The following is a 14,730-nucleotide window of genomic DNA, read 5'->3' on the forward strand; positions in this document are numbered from 1 at the left end:
GCTTCGACAGGCTCAGCGTGAGCGCAACAGAGCCGGACCATCCTAAGCGCTCACCCTGAGCTTGTCGAAGGGTGAAACTCAGCCCGCGCCGTGACCCTCCGCAAGGTAATCGGCGCTGCGCATTTCCTCGAGACGGCTGACGGTGCGCTGAAACTCGAACGCGCCGTGCCCGGCCGGGTAGAGCAAGGCGGGTTCCGCATCGGCGGCAGCGAGCAGCTTGACCTTATGCTCGTAGAGAGCGTCGATGAGGGTGACGAACCGGGCCGCCTCGTTGCGGTTTTCGGGGCCGAGCACGGGGATGCCGACGATGATCACCGTGTGGAACCGTTGGGCGATCGCGAGATAGTCCGCCGCCCCGCGAGCCTCTCCGCAAAGGCGCTTGAAGGAGAAGACGGCGACGCCCTTCAGGCTCTTCGGCACGTGCAGGGTTCGCCCTCCGCCGACCTCCAGTTCCTCGCTCGGGACCTTGGCGCGGTCCTCGACAGGATAGTCGGTCAGCTGAAAGAAGGCGCGGCTGAGGGCGGCGGTTGCCTGGGGACCGTTGGGCACGTGCCAGGTGGTGACCCCCTCCAGCCGGTCGAGCCGGTAATCGGTGGGGCCGTTCAGTTCGACCACCTGGAGCCGCTGCTCGATGAGATCGATGAAGGGCAGGAACAGCTCTCGGTTGAGGCCGTCCTTGTAGAGGTCGCATGGCGGGCGGTTGGAGGTGGTGACCACCGCCACGCCTTCATCAAGCAGCGCCGTGAACAGGCGGGAGAGGATCATGGCGTCGGCGGTGTTGTTGATGACCATCTCGTCGAAGCAGAGCAGCTTTGCCTCCGCCGCGATGCTCTCCGCAACCGGCGGAATGGGGTCACCCCTGCCCTCTTCCCGGGCGCGACGGATGCGCTGGTGAACGTCCAGCATGAAAGCATGGAAGTGGACCCGCCGCTTGGGCTCGGTCGGGATGTGGTCGAACGCCAGGTCCATGAGCATGGACTTGCCGCGGCCCACCCCGCCCCACAGGTAAACGCCGCGTACGCGTTTCGGACCTTTGCGGAACAGCTTCCGCAGGACCCCGCCGCCACTGCTGGCAAGGTCGAGCGACAGGCGGTCCAGCGCTGCGGCCGCCCGCCGCTGGTCGGGATCGGGACGAAGCTCGCCGGCGCTCAGGAGCTGTTGATACGCATCAAGGACGGGGGACACGCTCTGCGCTTAGCGGAGGCGGCCGCCGGCTGCCAAGCGCGCTCGACTTGGCTTTGGACGCCGGGCTAGAAGATCAACGGGGTGTGGGAGGACACAGCGTGAGGATCAGGCCGGCCTGGGTGATCGTGATCCTCGTCATCCTGGCCGCCGCGGCAGGCGCCTGGTGGTGGACGCAGCGACCGGTGGAGGTGACCGGGACAAGGCCAACCATCGGACCCGCCATGGAAGTGATCTACGCCACCGGCTTCGTCGAGCCGCGTCGACCCGTCGAGGTTTCTTCGCGGATCACCGCGCCGGTGGTCGAGCTGTACGTCGAGGAAGGCCAGCGGGTCACGCCGGGACAGCCGCTGGTGCGGCTGGACGACGTGGACCAGCGGCAGACGATCGCGCAGCTGGCGGCACAGACCCGCTCGGCCGAGCAGGACGAAGGCCGCACCCTCGCGCTCTACCGACAGGGCTTCGCCTCGGCCGCGGCAAGGGACCGGGTGGTGACCGCAGCCCAAAGCGCTCGAGCGGCGGAAGCGGCGGCGTGGGGACGCCTGGCGCAGTTCACCATCCGCGCAAGCATTCCGGGAGTCGTGCTGCGGAGGGAAGTCGAGCCGGGCGACCTTGCTACGCCGAGCAGGACGCTCTTCCAGATCGGCGATCCCGCGCTGCTGCGAGTGACCGCAACCGTGGACGAGCGCGACATTCCCCGCGTGCGCGCGGGAGCCGAAGCCATCATGTCCTCCGACGCCTATCCCGGGCGGACGTTCAAGGGCCGGGTGTATGAGGTGACCCCAGGCGGCGATCCGAGCCAGCGGTCGTTTCGAGTGCGGATCGCGCCGGACCCCGGCGTCGTGCTGCCGGTGGGCCTGACTTTGGAGGTCAACATCGTTTCCACGGTGAAGCACGGCGCCCTTCTGCTTCCCGCGAACGCAATCAAGGGGGGCAAGGTCTGGGCTGTCGACGACGGACGCGCGCGTCAGATCGATGTCCGCGCCGGGGTAGAAGGCGCGGAAAAGACTGAGGTCGTCCGAGGCCTGAGCCGCGCGAGCTGTGTCATCGTCGCCCCACCGGACGGGTTGGCCGATGGACGGCGCATCCAGGTGAGCGGCTGCTGAGGCATGTTCGCCCGGACGCGCCTGATCCTCGGCATGGCCGGCCGCTATCTGGTAAAGCGGCGACGGCAGACCATCGTCGCCGTCGCGGGTGTTGGGGTCGGCGTCGGCTTCTTCCTGGCGGTGTCCGCACTGATGATCGGGAGCCAGAACGATTTCGTCGAGACGCTGATCGACGCCGCGCCCCACATCATCATCTCCGATGAAATCCGCAGTCCTTCACCCCAGCCGGCCGTGGTCGCGCTGCCCGGCGGGGCGGTGCAGGTGCGAGGCTACAAGCCACGGAACGAGGTGCGCGGCCTCAAGGACTGGCAGCAGATCGCGCGCGCCGCGGAGGCAATCCCGGGCTCCGTCGTGGCACCGTCGCTGTCGGGCGCGGTCACGCTTCGCGTGGGTGGACGGGAAGAAGCCTTGGGTATCATCGGGGTGGACCCGGCCATCCAGGAGAAGCTCGGGAATATCGAGGAGAACCTCGCCCAGGGCCGGCTGCGGGACCTGGAGACGACGCAGGGCGGGATCATCATCAGCGAGGACCTGGCGGATCGGCTCGGCGTGGGGATGGGCGACATCGTGGGCGCGACCAGCCGGGTCGGGAACCGGACGCTCAAGGTCGTCGGCTTGCTGGCGCGCGGACGGGGACAGCTGGGCGGCAACGGCTATGTCCTGCTGCGCGAGGCGCAGTCGTTGACGGCGCAGCCGTTCGTCATCAACTCGATCGGCATCACCGTTCCCGACCCCTATGCCGCCGAGGAGATCGCCGCGGACCTGGAGGCGCGGTTCGGTTACAAGGCGCAAAGCTGGCAGGAGCGCTCGGCCGACTTCCTGGCGCTGCTGCTGACCCGCAACGTCATCATGTATTCGGTTGTCTCGGCTATCCTGCTGGTGGCGAGCTTCGGCATCTACACGGTGGTGTCGAACTCCGTCGTCGATAAGCGGCGCGATATCGCCATCCTGCGCTCGGTCGGCTTCTCCGAGGCTGACCTCCAGCGCATCTTCATCGCGCAAGGGATCGTGCTGGCGCTGATCGGAGTGCTGGTCGGCTGGGGGCTTGGTCTGCTGCTGATGCAGATTCTTGGCAGCCTGGAGTTCAACATTCAGGGGCGGGTCGAAAACATCCCTCTGGACCGGCGGCCACGGCAATTCCTGATCGCGGGAGGGGCGTCCCTGTTCTGCGCGGTGATCGCGGCCTGGCTGCCGGCGCGAAAGGCGGCGCGCGTCGATCCCGTGGATATCCTTCGGGGCGCCGCGTGACGGCGCTGATGGAAGCGCGCGGGCTGGGCCGGACGCTGCCCGGCGAGCCGCCCGTTCCTCTGGTCCGCGGGGTGGACCTGGAGATCATGCCAGGCCGCTTTCATGCGGTGATCGGGCCGTCCGGTTGCGGCAAGTCCAGCCTGCTCTACCTGCTTGGCTTGCTTGATCGTCCGACCGCCGGAACGCTGACGTTCGACGGGGTCGACACCCTGCCCCTGGACGGCGATGCGCGAGCCCAGCTTCGGCTGGAGCGTTTCGGCTTCGTGTTCCAGTTTCACTTCCTGCTCGCGGAGTTCACGGCACTGGAGAACGTCGCCCTGCCGATCCGGCGATTGGGCAGGCTGTCGGGCTCGGCCGCCACCCAGCAGGCCATGTCGATGCTGGAGGCCATGGGACTGGCGGATCAGGCCGGCAAAACGCCCGATCGCATGTCCGGTGGGCAGCGGCAGCGGGTCGCGATAGCCCGGGCGCTCGCGAATGATCCCAGCCTCGTGCTGGGAGATGAGCCTACCGGCAACCTCGACAGCCAGAACAGCGCGCGAGTTGTGGAGATCTTCCAGCGCCTAGCGCGGGACCAAGGGCGGGCAGTGGTGTGCGTGACCCACGATCCGGAGGTCGCGGCGGCAGCCGACGTGCGCATCCACATGCTGGACGGGATAATCGAGAAGATCGACTAGCTGCTTTCGCGCAGCTTCTTGAGCGTGCCCGTAAAGCTGTAGCACGCCTCGCCATCCTGCTTCACGACTCCTTGCAGGAAGGCGAGGCTGCGGGTCTGGCGGATTAGTTCGACGTGCGCGTCGAGCGGCACGCCCGCCCTCCCCCGCGAAAGGAACTTGGTGGTCAGGTCCAGCGTGACGTAGTGGGCACGCGACATGCCGGCGCAGCGACCGCCGCCGAACAGCGCCATGTCGATAAAGCTCATCACCGCGCCGCCATGTAGCGACCCGCCGAGATTCAGGTGCTTCTCCGTCGGGAACATCCGGACGATCCCACGGCCTGGTCCATCGGGACGGAACAGCAGTTTGCCGGTGGCTGCCGCGAAGCTGTCCGCGGGTATGTCCTCCCAGCTCCACCAGCCGGGATGATCGGGATCTTCACGAGCGCCGGACGGGCGCGGGGTGTCTTCTGCAGCGTCCATGGGAGCGAGGGTTAGTGGGGGCTTGGGTGCAGTGCAACATTGCCCGACGGCAGCGCTCATGCCGCGTTGGAGGTCGAGCAAGGCTCGGCCCCGTATCGAAGCACCAAGAGCCCTTCGATACGCGGCTGCGCCGCTACTCTGGGTGAGCGCGGTGAATGGCCTACGCCGCCCGTTCCGCCACTAGCTTCTTCGTCTCCGCGATGGCCTTGGCCGGGTTCAATCCCTTCGGACAGACGTTCGCGCAATTCATGATCGTGTGGCAGCGATAGAGCCGGAACGGGTCTTCGAGCTGGTCGAGCCGCTCACCCGTCATCTCGTCGCGACTGTCCGCCAGCCAGCGATAGGCCTGAAGCAGGATCGCCGGGCCCAAGAAGCGGTCGCCGTTCCACCAGTAGCTCGGGCAACTGGTCGAGCAGCAGAAGCAGAGGATGCATTCGTAGAGGCCGTTCAGCTTCTCGCGATCCTCGGGTGACTGCAGCCGCTCCTTGCCTGACGGTGACGGCGTCGCGGTCTTCAACCAGGGCTGGATGGAGGCGTATTGTGCGTACAGGTGCGTGAAGTCCGGCACGAGGTCCTTGACCACGTCGCAGTGCGGTAGCGGCGTGATGCGGACCTCCCCGCTGACGTCTTCGATCGCGGTGGTGCAGGCGAGACCGTTGCGGCCGCCGATGTTCATCGAGCAAGAGCCGCAGATGCCCTCACGGCACGAACGGCGGAAGGTCAGGGTCGGGTCGACCTCGTTCTTGATCTTGATGAGGGCATCGAGGACCATCGGTCCGCAGGTGGAAAGGTCCACCTCGTACGTGTCGTAGCGCGGGTTCTGGCCCGTTTCCGGATCATAGCGGTAGATCTTGAACGACTTGATCCGACCACCGGCGCCTTCGGCCTTGTAGGCCTTACCCTTGGTGATCCTGCTGTTCTTCGGAAGCGTGAACTCGGCCATGAAACGATCCTGATCGACGGGAGGACCCCGCAAGCGTGGCGCCGAGATAGTCGGGCGAACGTCAATATGCCAGCCCTGCCAAAGGCGATGCTACTCCTTGTCCGCATCCTCGGCCGCGGTCGGCTCGACCATCTTCTTGAGCGGCGCGAGCAGGTACAGAGTCACGAAGGTCATCAGCGTCAGCATGACGGCCACGTCGAGGCTTTCCAGCGCCACGGCGACCCCGATCGCACCGGTGACCCACAGGCTGGCCGCGGTCGCGGTTCCCTTGACGCTGTTCTTGACCTTGAGAATCGCGCCGCCGCCGATGAAGCCCATGCCGGTGATGAGGCCCTCGATCACGCGGGCCATGGCCTCGGGTTCATCGCCGACCATGGACTCGGCGGCCTGAATGAAGCCGCAGCAGGCGACCGCCACCAGTGGGAAGGTGCGGATGCCGGCGCTGCGCTCTTCCTTCTCGCGGTTCCAGCCAATCGGAAGCGCGAGCAAATAGGCCGTGAGCAAGGCCGCGACGTGCGGGCCGATGTTGAAGTTGGCCGGGTTGAACAGCTCCCCCATCAGAGAGCCTGGGCGGCTTTCAGGACCTCCGCCGCGTGGTTCGGGACCTTGACCTTGCGCCAGACCTTCCGGACCGTGCCATCGGCACCGATCAGGTAGGTGGCGCGCTCCATTCCCATATACTTGCGGCCGTACATCGATTTTTCGACCCACGTTCCGAACGCCTCGCTGATCGCGCCGTCGTCGGACACCAGCGGGACCGCCAGGTCGTACTTGCCAATGAACTTCTGGTGGCTCTTCATGTCGTCGCGCGACACTCCGACCACCTTCACGCCGGCGCTCGCGAAGTCTGATGCCAAGCTCGTGAAGTCCTGCGCTTCCCGGGTGCAGCCGGACGTATCGTCCTTGGGATAGAAGTAGAGCGCCAGCGGCGTGCCCGGCGCTGCGAGGTCGATGCTGTCGCCAGCAGTGGTCGTGACCGTCAGCGCGGGCGCGCGGTCCCCTTCGTTCAACATGGCCCCTCCTTCACTCGGTTCCAAAGCTCGGCAATTCTCTGGCGCGCCGCGTCGTGGGCTGCAAGCAGCTCGTCCCAAGTGCCGTATCCGCAGAGGCCAGCCACGAGAGCACGGCTCTCCCCCGCCGGCTCCATCGCGCCTGCCGGAGCGACGAGGCGAAGCACGACCAGCATGCGGCTCAACAGGCGGAGGTCGGGGTCGACCTGCGGGTCGAGCAAGCCCGCCTCGGTGAGGGCTGCGATTGCAACCTCCAGCCGCGGGTCGAGCCCCACCCTGGTGGTGAGCTGCAGGGTGTGGACGGCAAACTCGAGGTCCACCAGCCCGCCGGGGCCCAGCTTGATGTCCAGAGGTCCCGCCGGCGGCTTGTGGCGAGTAATTTCCAGCCGCATCGCTGCGGCGTCGCACCGCACTTTTTGTGCATCGCCACGGTCCGTCAGGATCGACCGGATCAGACTGGCGACCTTGGCCTGCAACGGGGGAGAGCCGGTGAGTGGCCGGGCGCGACAAAGGGCCAGATGCTCCCAGGTCCAGGCTTCCTTGCGTTGGTACGCTTCGAAGTAATCGAGGCTGACCGCGAGCAAGCCATGCGAACCCTGCGGACGGAGCCGCGTGTCGACATCGTAGAGAGGTCCCGCGGCCGTCTGAACGCTGAGCGCTGCGATGATCCGGCTGCCGAGGCGATTGTAATATTCGGTTGCGCCAAGCGAACGCCGGCCGTCCGAGCGCGCATCCAACGGAGCGTCAAACAGCAGGATGAGATCGAGGTCGCTCGCGTGGGTCAGGGCCCGACCTCCCAGGCGTCCCAGAGCCAGGATGACGAGTTCCCCGTCCGCGATGCGGCCGTGTGTCTGCGCAAACTCCTCTTCCGTCGCATGCGCCAGCGCAATGACGCTCGCTTCCGCGACGTCACTGTAGCCCTCGGCGATGGTGATCGGGTCTCGGTGTGCGGTCAGCAACTGGACACCAAGCGCGAACCGCCGTTCACCGACGAGGCGACGAATGCGATCGAGGGCCCGGTCGAATGGTTCACTGGCGATGGCCGACTGGAACCGGTCGGCAAGCTCCGCGGCGTCGGCAGGCAGGCCGAAGGTCGACGCGTCCAGCAGGCCGTCCAAGAGGTCTGGCCGTCTGGCAAGCTGGTCCGCCAGCGCTGGCGCCCGGCTGAGAATGAGGGCGAGGAGCTTGCCGAGCTCCGGCTGGGCACTGATCAAGCGGTAGAGATTGACGCCGCTGGACAGCCTCTCGACTAGATCCCCGAAGCGGTTCAGCGCGCGGCCGGGATCAGGTCCCTCCGCAACGGCCCGGAGGAAGGCCGGAAGCATGGTCTCGAACGCCTCGCGCGCGGCGGTGGAACGCAGCGAGCGGGCCCGGCCAGAGCGCCACTCCGCGACGTGGGCAGCGGCGAGCTCGGGGTCGGCATAGCCCATCTCCCGCAATTCCGTCCGGAGAACCATCGGATCGTTGGACAGCTTGCCGCCACGGTCATCGCTAAGCGTCCCGAAGATCGCTTCCACTCGGCCGACATGCGGTTCGAGCAGGGCCAGCAATTCGCTGCTGCCCTCCAGTCGGTGCAGCCGGGCGACCTCCGCCAGGGCGTGCGGGTCCGCCGGGAGCAGGTGGGTCTGCGCGTCCGCGATCATCTGAACGCGGTGCTCGACGGTGCGGAGCAGCCGGTACGCTTCGGACAAGGCGCGGACGTCCGCAGGATCGAGCTTGCCTGCCTTGCCGAGCGCCGCCAAGGCATCCAGCGTCGCGGGTGCTCGCAGGGCCGGGTCGCGGCCGGCATGGATCAGCTGCTGGATCTGCGCGAAGAACTCGACTTCCCGGATCCCACCCCGGCCTCGCTTGAGGTCGTAGCCGGGACCAAGCCGCTGACCCTGCTGATAGTGGTCTCGGATGCGCGTCGAAATGGCGCGGATTTCGTCCACGACGCCGAAGTCGAGGGAGCGGCGCCAGACGAACGGCTGGATGGCCGCGAGGAAACGGCGACCGAGGTGGAGATCGCCCGCGCATGCCCGGGCACGGATAAAGGCAGCACGCTCCCAGGGGAGTGCAGAGGATTCATAATAGGAGATCGCCGCGTCCACGCTGAGCGCGATCGGCGTGACCTCCGGAGACGGCCGCAAGCGCATGTCGACCCGCGCCACGTAGCCGTCCGCCGTGCGGTTCTGGAGCAGTTCGACGAGCCGCCTGCCGTAGCGCACCGCCGCAGGGCCGGGCTCGTCGCGCGCGCGTCGCGGGACCGTGTCCGGATCGAACAGCAGGATGAGGTCCACGTCCGACGAATAGTTGAGTTCGTGGCTGCCGAGCTTGCCGAGCGCGAGGACCGTCATGCCCGCGAAGGGTGCGTCCCCGACCCGCTCGGCTACGGCCGCCCGGAGCGCCCGGTCGATGGCATGGTCCGCAAAGTCGCTCAGAGCGCCGGTGACCGCCTCCAGCGGAAACTCGCCGGACAGATCGCCGAGGGCGACGGCGAGGGCGAGGCCGTGACGCTGCCGTCGCAGATCGGCGCCGACATCATCATTCGTCGCAGCCAATGCAGCAGTGACCGCTGCCTGCGCCCCATCCCGATCGAACGCCTGGGCGACGTCCTGCCTCTGCCGGATCGCCTCGCGCAGGAAGGGGGAATGCCGCTCCGCCCGCTGCATGGCATCGTTGCGGGCGGCGGACGCAGACGTGTGCAACATGGACACAGCTTGTGCCCGAAGAGATTGCAGAGCGAAACCTGTTCAAGGCTTTGGCGTTATGTCCTCAAATGGTTTCCGACCCCTCAAAGAAGGCGGCGGCGGAAGAATCGATGGATCGTCGTATCATTCGTGTCGAACTTCCGCCCGCTCATGCCGGCGTCACCGCAGCCCTAAGGCGAGCCTTCGCGGCCGTCCCGAGCGGGAATGCGGATCGCGACTTTGCCGAGCTGCTGCAGCGGCTGGGCTGAGCAAAAAAAGGACCGCTGAGCGGCCCTTTTTCCTTGTTTCGATAGCACCGGCTCGAGCGCTTAACCTTAGTCGCGATCCCTGGACAGGTCGTCCACTTCGCCCATGATCTGGGCGAGGGCGGATGTGTTCGGGTCCGTCTTGTGCTGCCGCCGTGACGGGAGCTTGCCGCCGGTGAGCAGCTGCTCGAGCGCCACCCGGCCGCGGGCGACCCGGCTCTTGATGGTGCCGACGGCGCAACCGCAGATTTCGGCCGCTTCCTCATAAGCGAAGCCGCCTGCGCCCACTAGAATGAGGGCTTCACGCTGAGGCTGCGGCAGGTGCATGAGCGCGCGCTGCATGTCGCCCAGTTCGACGTGACGATCCTGACTGGCCGGCGCGGCGAGGATCTTGGATGCCGTGAGTTCGTCCCATTCCCCCTTGAAGCGCGCGCGGCGCATCTGGCTGAGGAACAGGTTGCGAAGGATGATGAAGGTCCAGGCACGCATGTTGGTGCCGGCCTGGAAACGCTTGCGCGCGGCCCAAGCCTTGAGCAGCGTTTCCTGGACCAGGTCGTCGGCGAGATCGCGGCTGCCCGAAAGGGAGCGGCCGAACGCACGGAGGTGCGGAATGACCTGGGCGAGCTGATCCTTGAACTCCGGGTCCGACAGCGGCACCGGGTCGCTGCGCACGGGCTCCACGGCCTCGGTGTCGCTGTCCTCGATCACGCTTCCCCACCCTTGCTTGCGGGCGCCTGCAGGCGCGGCGCCACTTGCGATTGCTTGCATCTGCAAATGCCGGGCTCAGCCGGCGACGATCAAGATAATGGCAAAGATCAGGATGACCAAACCGAGGCCTCCGAGCAGTGCCACGCGCGCCATATGCGGCGTCGTGCCGGCACGCGCCTCCGTACCGGTCAGATGTTCAGGCCGATTGTCGTCCATTGAGTTGGCATCCCCGAATTCATTTTGGTTAGCCAACGCAACGAGTGGAACCGAAGTTCCCCGCTTAACCCGCCGGTACGGTTGCCGCGTCGAAGAATAGTGCCTGCGCGATCGCGGCCTTTACGGTCGCACGCTGGAACGGCTTCGTGATGAGGAACGTCGGCTCCGGCCGGGTTCCGGTCAGGAGGCGCTCCGGGAAGGCGGTGATGAAGATCACCGGAACCGAGAACTCCGCGAGGATGTCCCGAACAGCGTCGATCCCGCTTGAATCATCGGCGAGCTGGATATCCGCGAGCACGAGGCCCGGCGGGTGGGCGCGAGCCTGGGCAACCGCCTCGTCACGGGTAACGGCAACGCCCGTGACATTGTGCCCGAGATCGCGAACGATTGTCTCGATGTCCATGGCGATGATCGGCTCGTCCTCGATGATGAGGACATCCGCCAGGGTCTGGCGCTCGATCTCTTCCAGCGCCTCGGAGACGAGGTTGTCCACGTCCTGCGGGTTGGCGCCGATCAGGTAGCCGGCGTCCGACGACGAGAAACCTTCCAACGCCGTCAGGAGCAACGCCTGCCGCGAAAGCGGGGTGATCCGAGACAGGCGGGCCTGCGCAATTCCTTCCGCGCTGCCGAAGCTGCCGCCGGAAGGCTCTTCGCCCTCTTCGATGTTGGCGGTCGACCAGATGGCATGAAAGGTCTTGTACAGTCCCAGCCGCGGCTCAACATCCCGCGGGAAACTTTCCGGAGAGGCGACGATCGCCTCCAGCGTAGCGCGGACGAACGCGTCGCCATGGGTCTGGCTACCGGTCAAGGCGCGTGCATAGCGGCGCAAGAATGGTAGGTGCGGCGCGAGTTCCTGGCCAAGCGACATACGTGCGTTGCTCCCTAAATCGTTGGGCCCCTATTGGTGACCGATGCCCGATTGCGCAAGCCTGCTGGGCGGTCACAAACTCCCTGGCCGGGGAGTTCGGGACTTCTTTTCCGAAGCATGGAACAAAGGTTGTCCGATTTGGTTTCCGGGGCGGGCAGCTTCAACTCGCGAAATACGTACGCGCGGTGCGTTGACGAGTCGGCTGAACCACTTTTAGGGGGGAGCTTCGTTGCGCGACGTCAACAAGCATTTCACCATCATTCGCTACGCACCGTCGCTAGCGTGAGGGGGACGAGAGGTTGAGTGGTACCGACAAGGCCGAATCGCGACGTGCCGACGAATCTCCGGAGTCGTCCGCAAAGTCGGCGAAGGCACGAAAGAAGCGGGGTGCGGCGCCGGCCGACCTCGGTCGTGCCCTGCGGTCGGTCTATGACGAGACGCTGCGCGAAGACGTGCCGGACGATTTCCTCGACCTCCTCGGCAAGCTTGAATAGCTCACCCCTAGCGTCCGGAATGCTGGAATGATTGGAAAGGTCAGGCGCTGGTTTCAGCGGCTGCCGACAGCGGGCAAGCTGCTGGTCATCCTCTCGGCTGCCGTTCTCCCTCTCGGGCTGGTTCTCGTGCTGGCGGCGACGGCGGGCATCGGTCAGGCCAACTCGGCTTTGCGCGCCAATGCCGAAGCACAAGGACGTTCGGCAGCAAGGGCAGTCGAGTCCCTGATCGCTCGCAATGCCTTGGCTCTTCGAGTGGCCGCAAGCGGGGCACTCAGGGAACCGGAAAATCATTGCGAATACGTACGGCGCTCCCTTCGGCCCACCAGCGGAGTTGCAGAGAATTTCGCGCTCACGGACGCGCGAGGGCTGGCACTCTGCGCTTCGGGGAGTGATCGCTGGGAGAGGCTGAAGGAGCGCGTCACCCCTGGCGACATCCGTCTATGGATCTCGCAGGGCGGCAGTGGGCTCTATTATCGCGTGGGGCTTGCCGACGGTCATGCCACAGGACTGCTCAGCAGCCAGCAGTTGCGCGACGCGGCCCTGAGTTCGCAGGCCGACGTCGCTCGCATCGTCGTGACCGACGGCACGCGCACCATCAGGCTGGTCGACAATCCACAAAGCGGGCCGTTCCAGCCGGATCTTCTCACCACGACCCGACGCGTCGGCCGAGGCCAGATCGACATCACGACCGCAGTGCCGATCAGCCGCATCGAGTCGATGGACCGGGTCATCATTCTGCTACCGGTCCTGATGTGGGTGGCCGCAGCGCTGCTCAGCTGGTGGCTGGTCAACAGCTTTCTTATTCGGCCGCTCCGACGCATCCAGAAGGCAGTCAGCAGCTACCAGCCAGGGGGAGAGCCGTTCCACCTGCCCGAGCGGCTCGGCTCCGCCAACGAGATCCAGGAACTCGGCCAGGCTTTCACCCGCGCGGTGGAGCGGATCGAAAAGTCCGAGCACGACATGGCGGAGGCGCTCGAAGGGCAGCGGAAGCTGGTCCGTGAGGTACACCACCGGGTGAAGAACAACCTGCAGGTCGTCGCCTCCCTGCTGAACATTCATGGCCGCAGCGCCGGATCACAGGATGCCCGCGACGCCTACGCGTCGATCGGCCGCCGAGTCGATGCGCTGGCGGTGGTCCATCGCAACCATTATGCGGAGCTCGAAGAAAATCGCGGCATCGCACTTCGGCCGCTGCTGAGTGAACTCGCGGCTTCCCTGCGTGGAAGCGCGCCTGACAATGCGCGGGGGCTGGCGATCGACCTCGACCTGGAGAGCTTGAACACCACGCAGGACGTCGCGGTCGCCATCGCATTCCTCACTACGGAAATCGTCGAGTTCGCGATGCTGACCCAACCGGAGCAGACAGTGCAATTGTCCCTGCGGCGGCGGAACGACCTGTCTGCCCGCTTCGAACTTCAGAGCCCCGCACTGGTGGACCACGACAACGACGAACCCGATCGCAAGCAGTTCGAGCGCATCGTCGCAGGCCTGGCGAAGCAGCTTCGCTCGACGCTCGACCGGGAGCCTGGGAAGTACGGAGTGGATCTCCCCATTTTCCCGCCGCGTTAAGCGATCAAAATAATTTTACGACGGTTGGAACCCTCGCGAGGACGGGTCGTTCTTGTATTCGGATAGTGACCTTTTGCCCCCCCGCTCTCGCTATCCGCTTACATGGGCCCGGAACCGCCAACCCTCCCCCCCCCCGGTGGCGCTTCCGGGCCCAAACTTGTCTGGGGCCCCTCAACATCGGCGGAAGTGGAAGCTGCGGCACGGCGTGCTGCGCGCCAGTGGGTCAGCCGGATGGCAATGATCGAGCTTTCGTAGAGCAGCCATAGGGGTATCGCGAGCATCAGCTGCGACACCGCATCCGGCGGGGTGAGCACGGCCGAGATCGCGAACGCCGCAACGATGGCGTAGCGCCGCTTGGCTGCGAGTTGCTGGCGGGTCACCAGACCGGCCCGCTCGAGCACCATCAACAGGATGGGAAGCAGGAACGCGACACCGAACCCGAAGAGGAATCGCGTTACGAACGACAGGTAATTGCCGACTCCCGGTAGAGCTTCCTGCTGGACCCCGCCGCCGACATCGCCCTGGAAGCTGAGCAGGAAGTGAAGCGCCCAAGGCATTGCGACGTAGTAAGCGAAGGCCGCACCGCCGGCGAAGAAGACGGGGGTCAGGAGCAGGAAAGGCAGCAGCGCCTTCTTCTCCTTGGCGTAGAGGCCCGGCGCAACGAACCGCCACGCCTGGGTCGCAAAGATCGGGAAGCAGACCATCAACGCGGAAAAAAGGGCAACCTTCACCCGCACCCAGAAGGCTTCGAACACATCGGTGTAGATAAGCTTCCCTTCGCCAGCCGCCTTGAGTGGCTGCACCAGGACGCTGAAGATAGGTGGTGCGAAATAGTAGCAGGCGAAGAAGGCCACCACGAGCGCGGCCAGGCTCCAGAGAATTCGCCGCCGCAGCTCGATAAGATGATCCATCAGCGGCTGCTTGCTGTCGTCAATGTCCTTCACGGAAGTGGCCGCCCATGATGCTCAGGGGGGTCCAGCGGAAGTTCGGGCTCCTCGCCAGCTACAGGGTGGTCGGTGGAAGGCGCAAAGGCCTGCGGGTCGGCACCGGGGTACGGAAGAGCGACCGGATGCTCGCGCATGATCCGCTCGTTCTCTTCACGCCACTTGCGCTCCATTTCCTCCAGCTCGGCCTCCCGCATCACGTTCTCGATGCCGGCAGTGAAATGGCGCGCATGGGCGCGGATCCGGCCCACCCAACGACCCACGGTCCGCATGGCGGTGGGAAGTTCCTTGGGTCCGATGAAGATCAGTGCCGCGAGCGCGACGATCAGCAGTTCGGAAGAGTCGACGCCGAACATCGGCGGCTCCGGT

17 protein-coding genes are annotated in these 14,730 nt (G+C 65.9%); 6 read left to right on the forward strand and 11 right to left on the reverse strand.

All coding sequences use genetic code 11. The annotated features are described in order from the left end of the window. Nucleotides 1-78: 78 nt before the first annotated feature. Entirely contained in the window at nt 79-1,185 is a 1,107-nt protein-coding gene (gene zapE / locus JT720_RS02160) for a cell division protein ZapE (RefSeq protein WP_205479050.1), read from the reverse strand. 98 nt (nt 1,186-1,283) lie between these two features. On the opposite strand from zapE, the gene JT720_RS02165 reads away from it, so the two are divergent. The 3 genes from JT720_RS02165 to JT720_RS02175 are packed head-to-tail and all read left to right on the forward strand — an operon-like array spanning nt 1,284 to nt 4,213. Next, nucleotides 1,284-2,288 carry an efflux RND transporter periplasmic adaptor subunit gene (locus tag JT720_RS02165; protein ID WP_205479052.1) on the forward strand — a complete coding sequence of 335 codons (1,005 nt, stop codon included), beginning with the start codon at nt 1,284-1,286 and terminating at the stop codon, nt 2,286-2,288. Nucleotides 2,289-2,291: 3 nt separating this feature from the next. Beyond that, a complete protein-coding gene (locus JT720_RS02170; protein WP_205479054.1) occupies nt 2,292-3,536 on the forward strand; it encodes an ABC transporter permease in 1,245 nt (414 codons plus the stop codon). Then, nucleotides 3,533-4,213, forward strand: a complete 681-nt coding sequence (locus JT720_RS02175) for an ATP-binding cassette domain-containing protein (RefSeq protein WP_205479056.1) — start codon at nt 3,533-3,535, stop codon at nt 4,211-4,213. The genes JT720_RS02170 and JT720_RS02175 overlap by 4 nt, the downstream gene beginning before the upstream one ends. On the opposite strand, the gene JT720_RS02180 is transcribed toward JT720_RS02175, so the two are convergent. The 5 genes from JT720_RS02180 to JT720_RS02200 all read right to left on the reverse strand — a co-directional run bounded on the left by JT720_RS02180 (nt 4,210) and on the right by JT720_RS02200 (nt 9,317). Further along, the gene (locus JT720_RS02180) at nt 4,210-4,674 is read right to left on the reverse strand and encodes a PaaI family thioesterase (protein ID WP_205479057.1); all 465 of its coding nucleotides are present in this window, start codon (nt 4,672-4,674) and stop codon (nt 4,210-4,212) included. The genes JT720_RS02175 and JT720_RS02180 overlap by 4 nt on opposite strands. Nucleotides 4,675-4,834: 160 nt before the next feature. Further along, entirely contained in the window at nt 4,835-5,617 is a 783-nt protein-coding gene (locus tag JT720_RS02185; RefSeq protein WP_205479059.1) for a succinate dehydrogenase iron-sulfur subunit, read from the reverse strand. Between the two features lie 90 nt (nt 5,618-5,707). Then, the gene (locus JT720_RS02190) at nt 5,708-6,175 is read right to left on the reverse strand and encodes an MgtC/SapB family protein (RefSeq protein WP_205479061.1); all 468 of its coding nucleotides are present in this window, start codon (nt 6,173-6,175) and stop codon (nt 5,708-5,710) included. Continuing rightward, nucleotides 6,175-6,630 carry a peroxiredoxin gene (locus tag JT720_RS02195; protein WP_205479063.1) on the reverse strand — a complete coding sequence of 152 codons (456 nt, stop codon included), beginning with the start codon at nt 6,628-6,630 and terminating at the stop codon, nt 6,175-6,177. Before JT720_RS02195 ends, JT720_RS02190 begins: the two co-directional genes overlap by 1 nt. Then, complete coding sequence (locus tag JT720_RS02200) at nt 6,624-9,317, reverse strand: bifunctional [glutamine synthetase] adenylyltransferase/[glutamine synthetase]-adenylyl-L-tyrosine phosphorylase (RefSeq protein ID WP_205479065.1); 2,694 nt, start codon at nt 9,315-9,317, stop codon at nt 6,624-6,626. Before JT720_RS02200 ends, JT720_RS02195 begins: the two co-directional genes overlap by 7 nt. An 11-nt stretch (nt 9,318-9,328) precedes the next feature. Between JT720_RS02200 and JT720_RS02205 the strand changes: the two genes are divergently transcribed. After that, nucleotides 9,329-9,565 carry a hypothetical protein gene (locus tag JT720_RS02205; protein WP_205479066.1) on the forward strand — a complete coding sequence of 79 codons (237 nt, stop codon included), beginning with the start codon at nt 9,329-9,331 and terminating at the stop codon, nt 9,563-9,565. 66 nt (nt 9,566-9,631) lie between these two features. Here JT720_RS02205 and JT720_RS02210 read toward each other — a convergent pair whose 3' ends face one another. From JT720_RS02210 to JT720_RS02220, 3 genes are all read right to left on the reverse strand, one after another. Then, on the reverse strand, nt 9,632-10,270 hold the full coding sequence (locus JT720_RS02210; RefSeq protein ID WP_336511925.1) for a sigma-70 family RNA polymerase sigma factor: 639 nt from the start codon (nt 10,268-10,270) through the stop codon (nt 9,632-9,634). Nucleotides 10,271-10,345: 75 nt separating this feature from the next. Continuing rightward, entirely contained in the window at nt 10,346-10,486 is a 141-nt protein-coding gene (locus JT720_RS02215) for a hypothetical protein (protein ID WP_205479068.1), read from the reverse strand. Nucleotides 10,487-10,550: 64 nt separating this feature from the next. Continuing rightward, nucleotides 10,551-11,354, reverse strand: coding sequence for a response regulator (locus JT720_RS02220; RefSeq protein WP_205479069.1), 804 nt, complete (start codon nt 11,352-11,354; stop codon nt 10,551-10,553). Between the two features lie 299 nt (nt 11,355-11,653). Here JT720_RS02220 and JT720_RS02225 point away from each other — a divergent pair, with 299 nt between their 5' ends. Beyond that, a complete protein-coding gene (locus JT720_RS02225; protein ID WP_205479070.1) occupies nt 11,654-11,848 on the forward strand; it encodes a NepR family anti-sigma factor in 195 nt (64 codons plus the stop codon). A 27-nt stretch (nt 11,849-11,875) separates the two neighbouring features. Continuing rightward, nucleotides 11,876-13,417, forward strand: coding sequence for a sensor histidine kinase (locus JT720_RS02230; protein ID WP_205479071.1), 1,542 nt, complete (start codon nt 11,876-11,878; stop codon nt 13,415-13,417). 98 nt (nt 13,418-13,515) lie between these two features. Here JT720_RS02230 and tatC read toward each other — a convergent pair whose 3' ends face one another. Beyond that, nucleotides 13,516-14,328, reverse strand: a complete 813-nt coding sequence (gene tatC, locus JT720_RS02235; RefSeq protein WP_205480121.1) for a twin-arginine translocase subunit TatC — start codon at nt 14,326-14,328, stop codon at nt 13,516-13,518. Nucleotides 14,329-14,357: 29 nt separating this feature from the next. After that, a complete protein-coding gene (locus JT720_RS02240) occupies nt 14,358-14,717 on the reverse strand; it encodes a Sec-independent protein translocase subunit TatA/TatB (RefSeq protein WP_205479073.1) in 360 nt (119 codons plus the stop codon). Between the last annotated feature and the right edge of the window lie 13 nt (nt 14,718-14,730).

Source organism: Sphingomonas arenae (assembly GCF_016924655.1).
In the GTDB taxonomy this organism is placed as follows: domain Bacteria; phylum Pseudomonadota; class Alphaproteobacteria; order Sphingomonadales; family Sphingomonadaceae; genus Sphingomicrobium; species Sphingomicrobium arenae.

What these genes read in the sequence shown, in the direction of transcription:
- JT720_RS02170 (WP_205479054.1), top strand. Translation starts at nt 2,292, where the DNA reads ATGTTCGCCCGGACGCGCCTGATCCTCGGCATGGCCGGCCGCTATCTG.
- JT720_RS02180 (WP_205479057.1), bottom strand. Translation starts at nt 4,674, where the DNA reads ATGGACGCTGCAGAAGACACCCCGCGCCCGTCCGGCGCTCGTGAAGAT.
- JT720_RS02185 (WP_205479059.1), bottom strand. Translation starts at nt 5,617, where the DNA reads ATGGCCGAGTTCACGCTTCCGAAGAACAGCAGGATCACCAAGGGTAAG.
- JT720_RS02190 (WP_205479061.1), bottom strand. Translation starts at nt 6,175, where the DNA reads ATGGGGGAGCTGTTCAACCCGGCCAACTTCAACATCGGCCCGCACGTC.
- JT720_RS02195 (WP_205479063.1), bottom strand. Translation starts at nt 6,630, where the DNA reads ATGTTGAACGAAGGGGACCGCGCGCCCGCGCTGACGGTCACGACCACT.
- JT720_RS02200 (WP_205479065.1), bottom strand. Translation starts at nt 9,317, where the DNA reads ATGTTGCACACGTCTGCGTCCGCCGCCCGCAACGATGCCATGCAGCGG.
- JT720_RS02215 (WP_205479068.1), bottom strand. Translation starts at nt 10,486, where the DNA reads ATGGACGACAATCGGCCTGAACATCTGACCGGTACGGAGGCGCGTGCC.
- JT720_RS02220 (WP_205479069.1), bottom strand. Translation starts at nt 11,354, where the DNA reads ATGTCGCTTGGCCAGGAACTCGCGCCGCACCTACCATTCTTGCGCCGC.
- JT720_RS02230 (WP_205479071.1), top strand. Translation starts at nt 11,876, where the DNA reads ATGATTGGAAAGGTCAGGCGCTGGTTTCAGCGGCTGCCGACAGCGGGC.
- tatC (WP_205480121.1), bottom strand. Translation starts at nt 14,328, where the DNA reads ATGGATCATCTTATCGAGCTGCGGCGGCGAATTCTCTGGAGCCTGGCC.
- JT720_RS02240 (WP_205479073.1), bottom strand. Translation starts at nt 14,717, where the DNA reads ATGTTCGGCGTCGACTCTTCCGAACTGCTGATCGTCGCGCTCGCGGCA.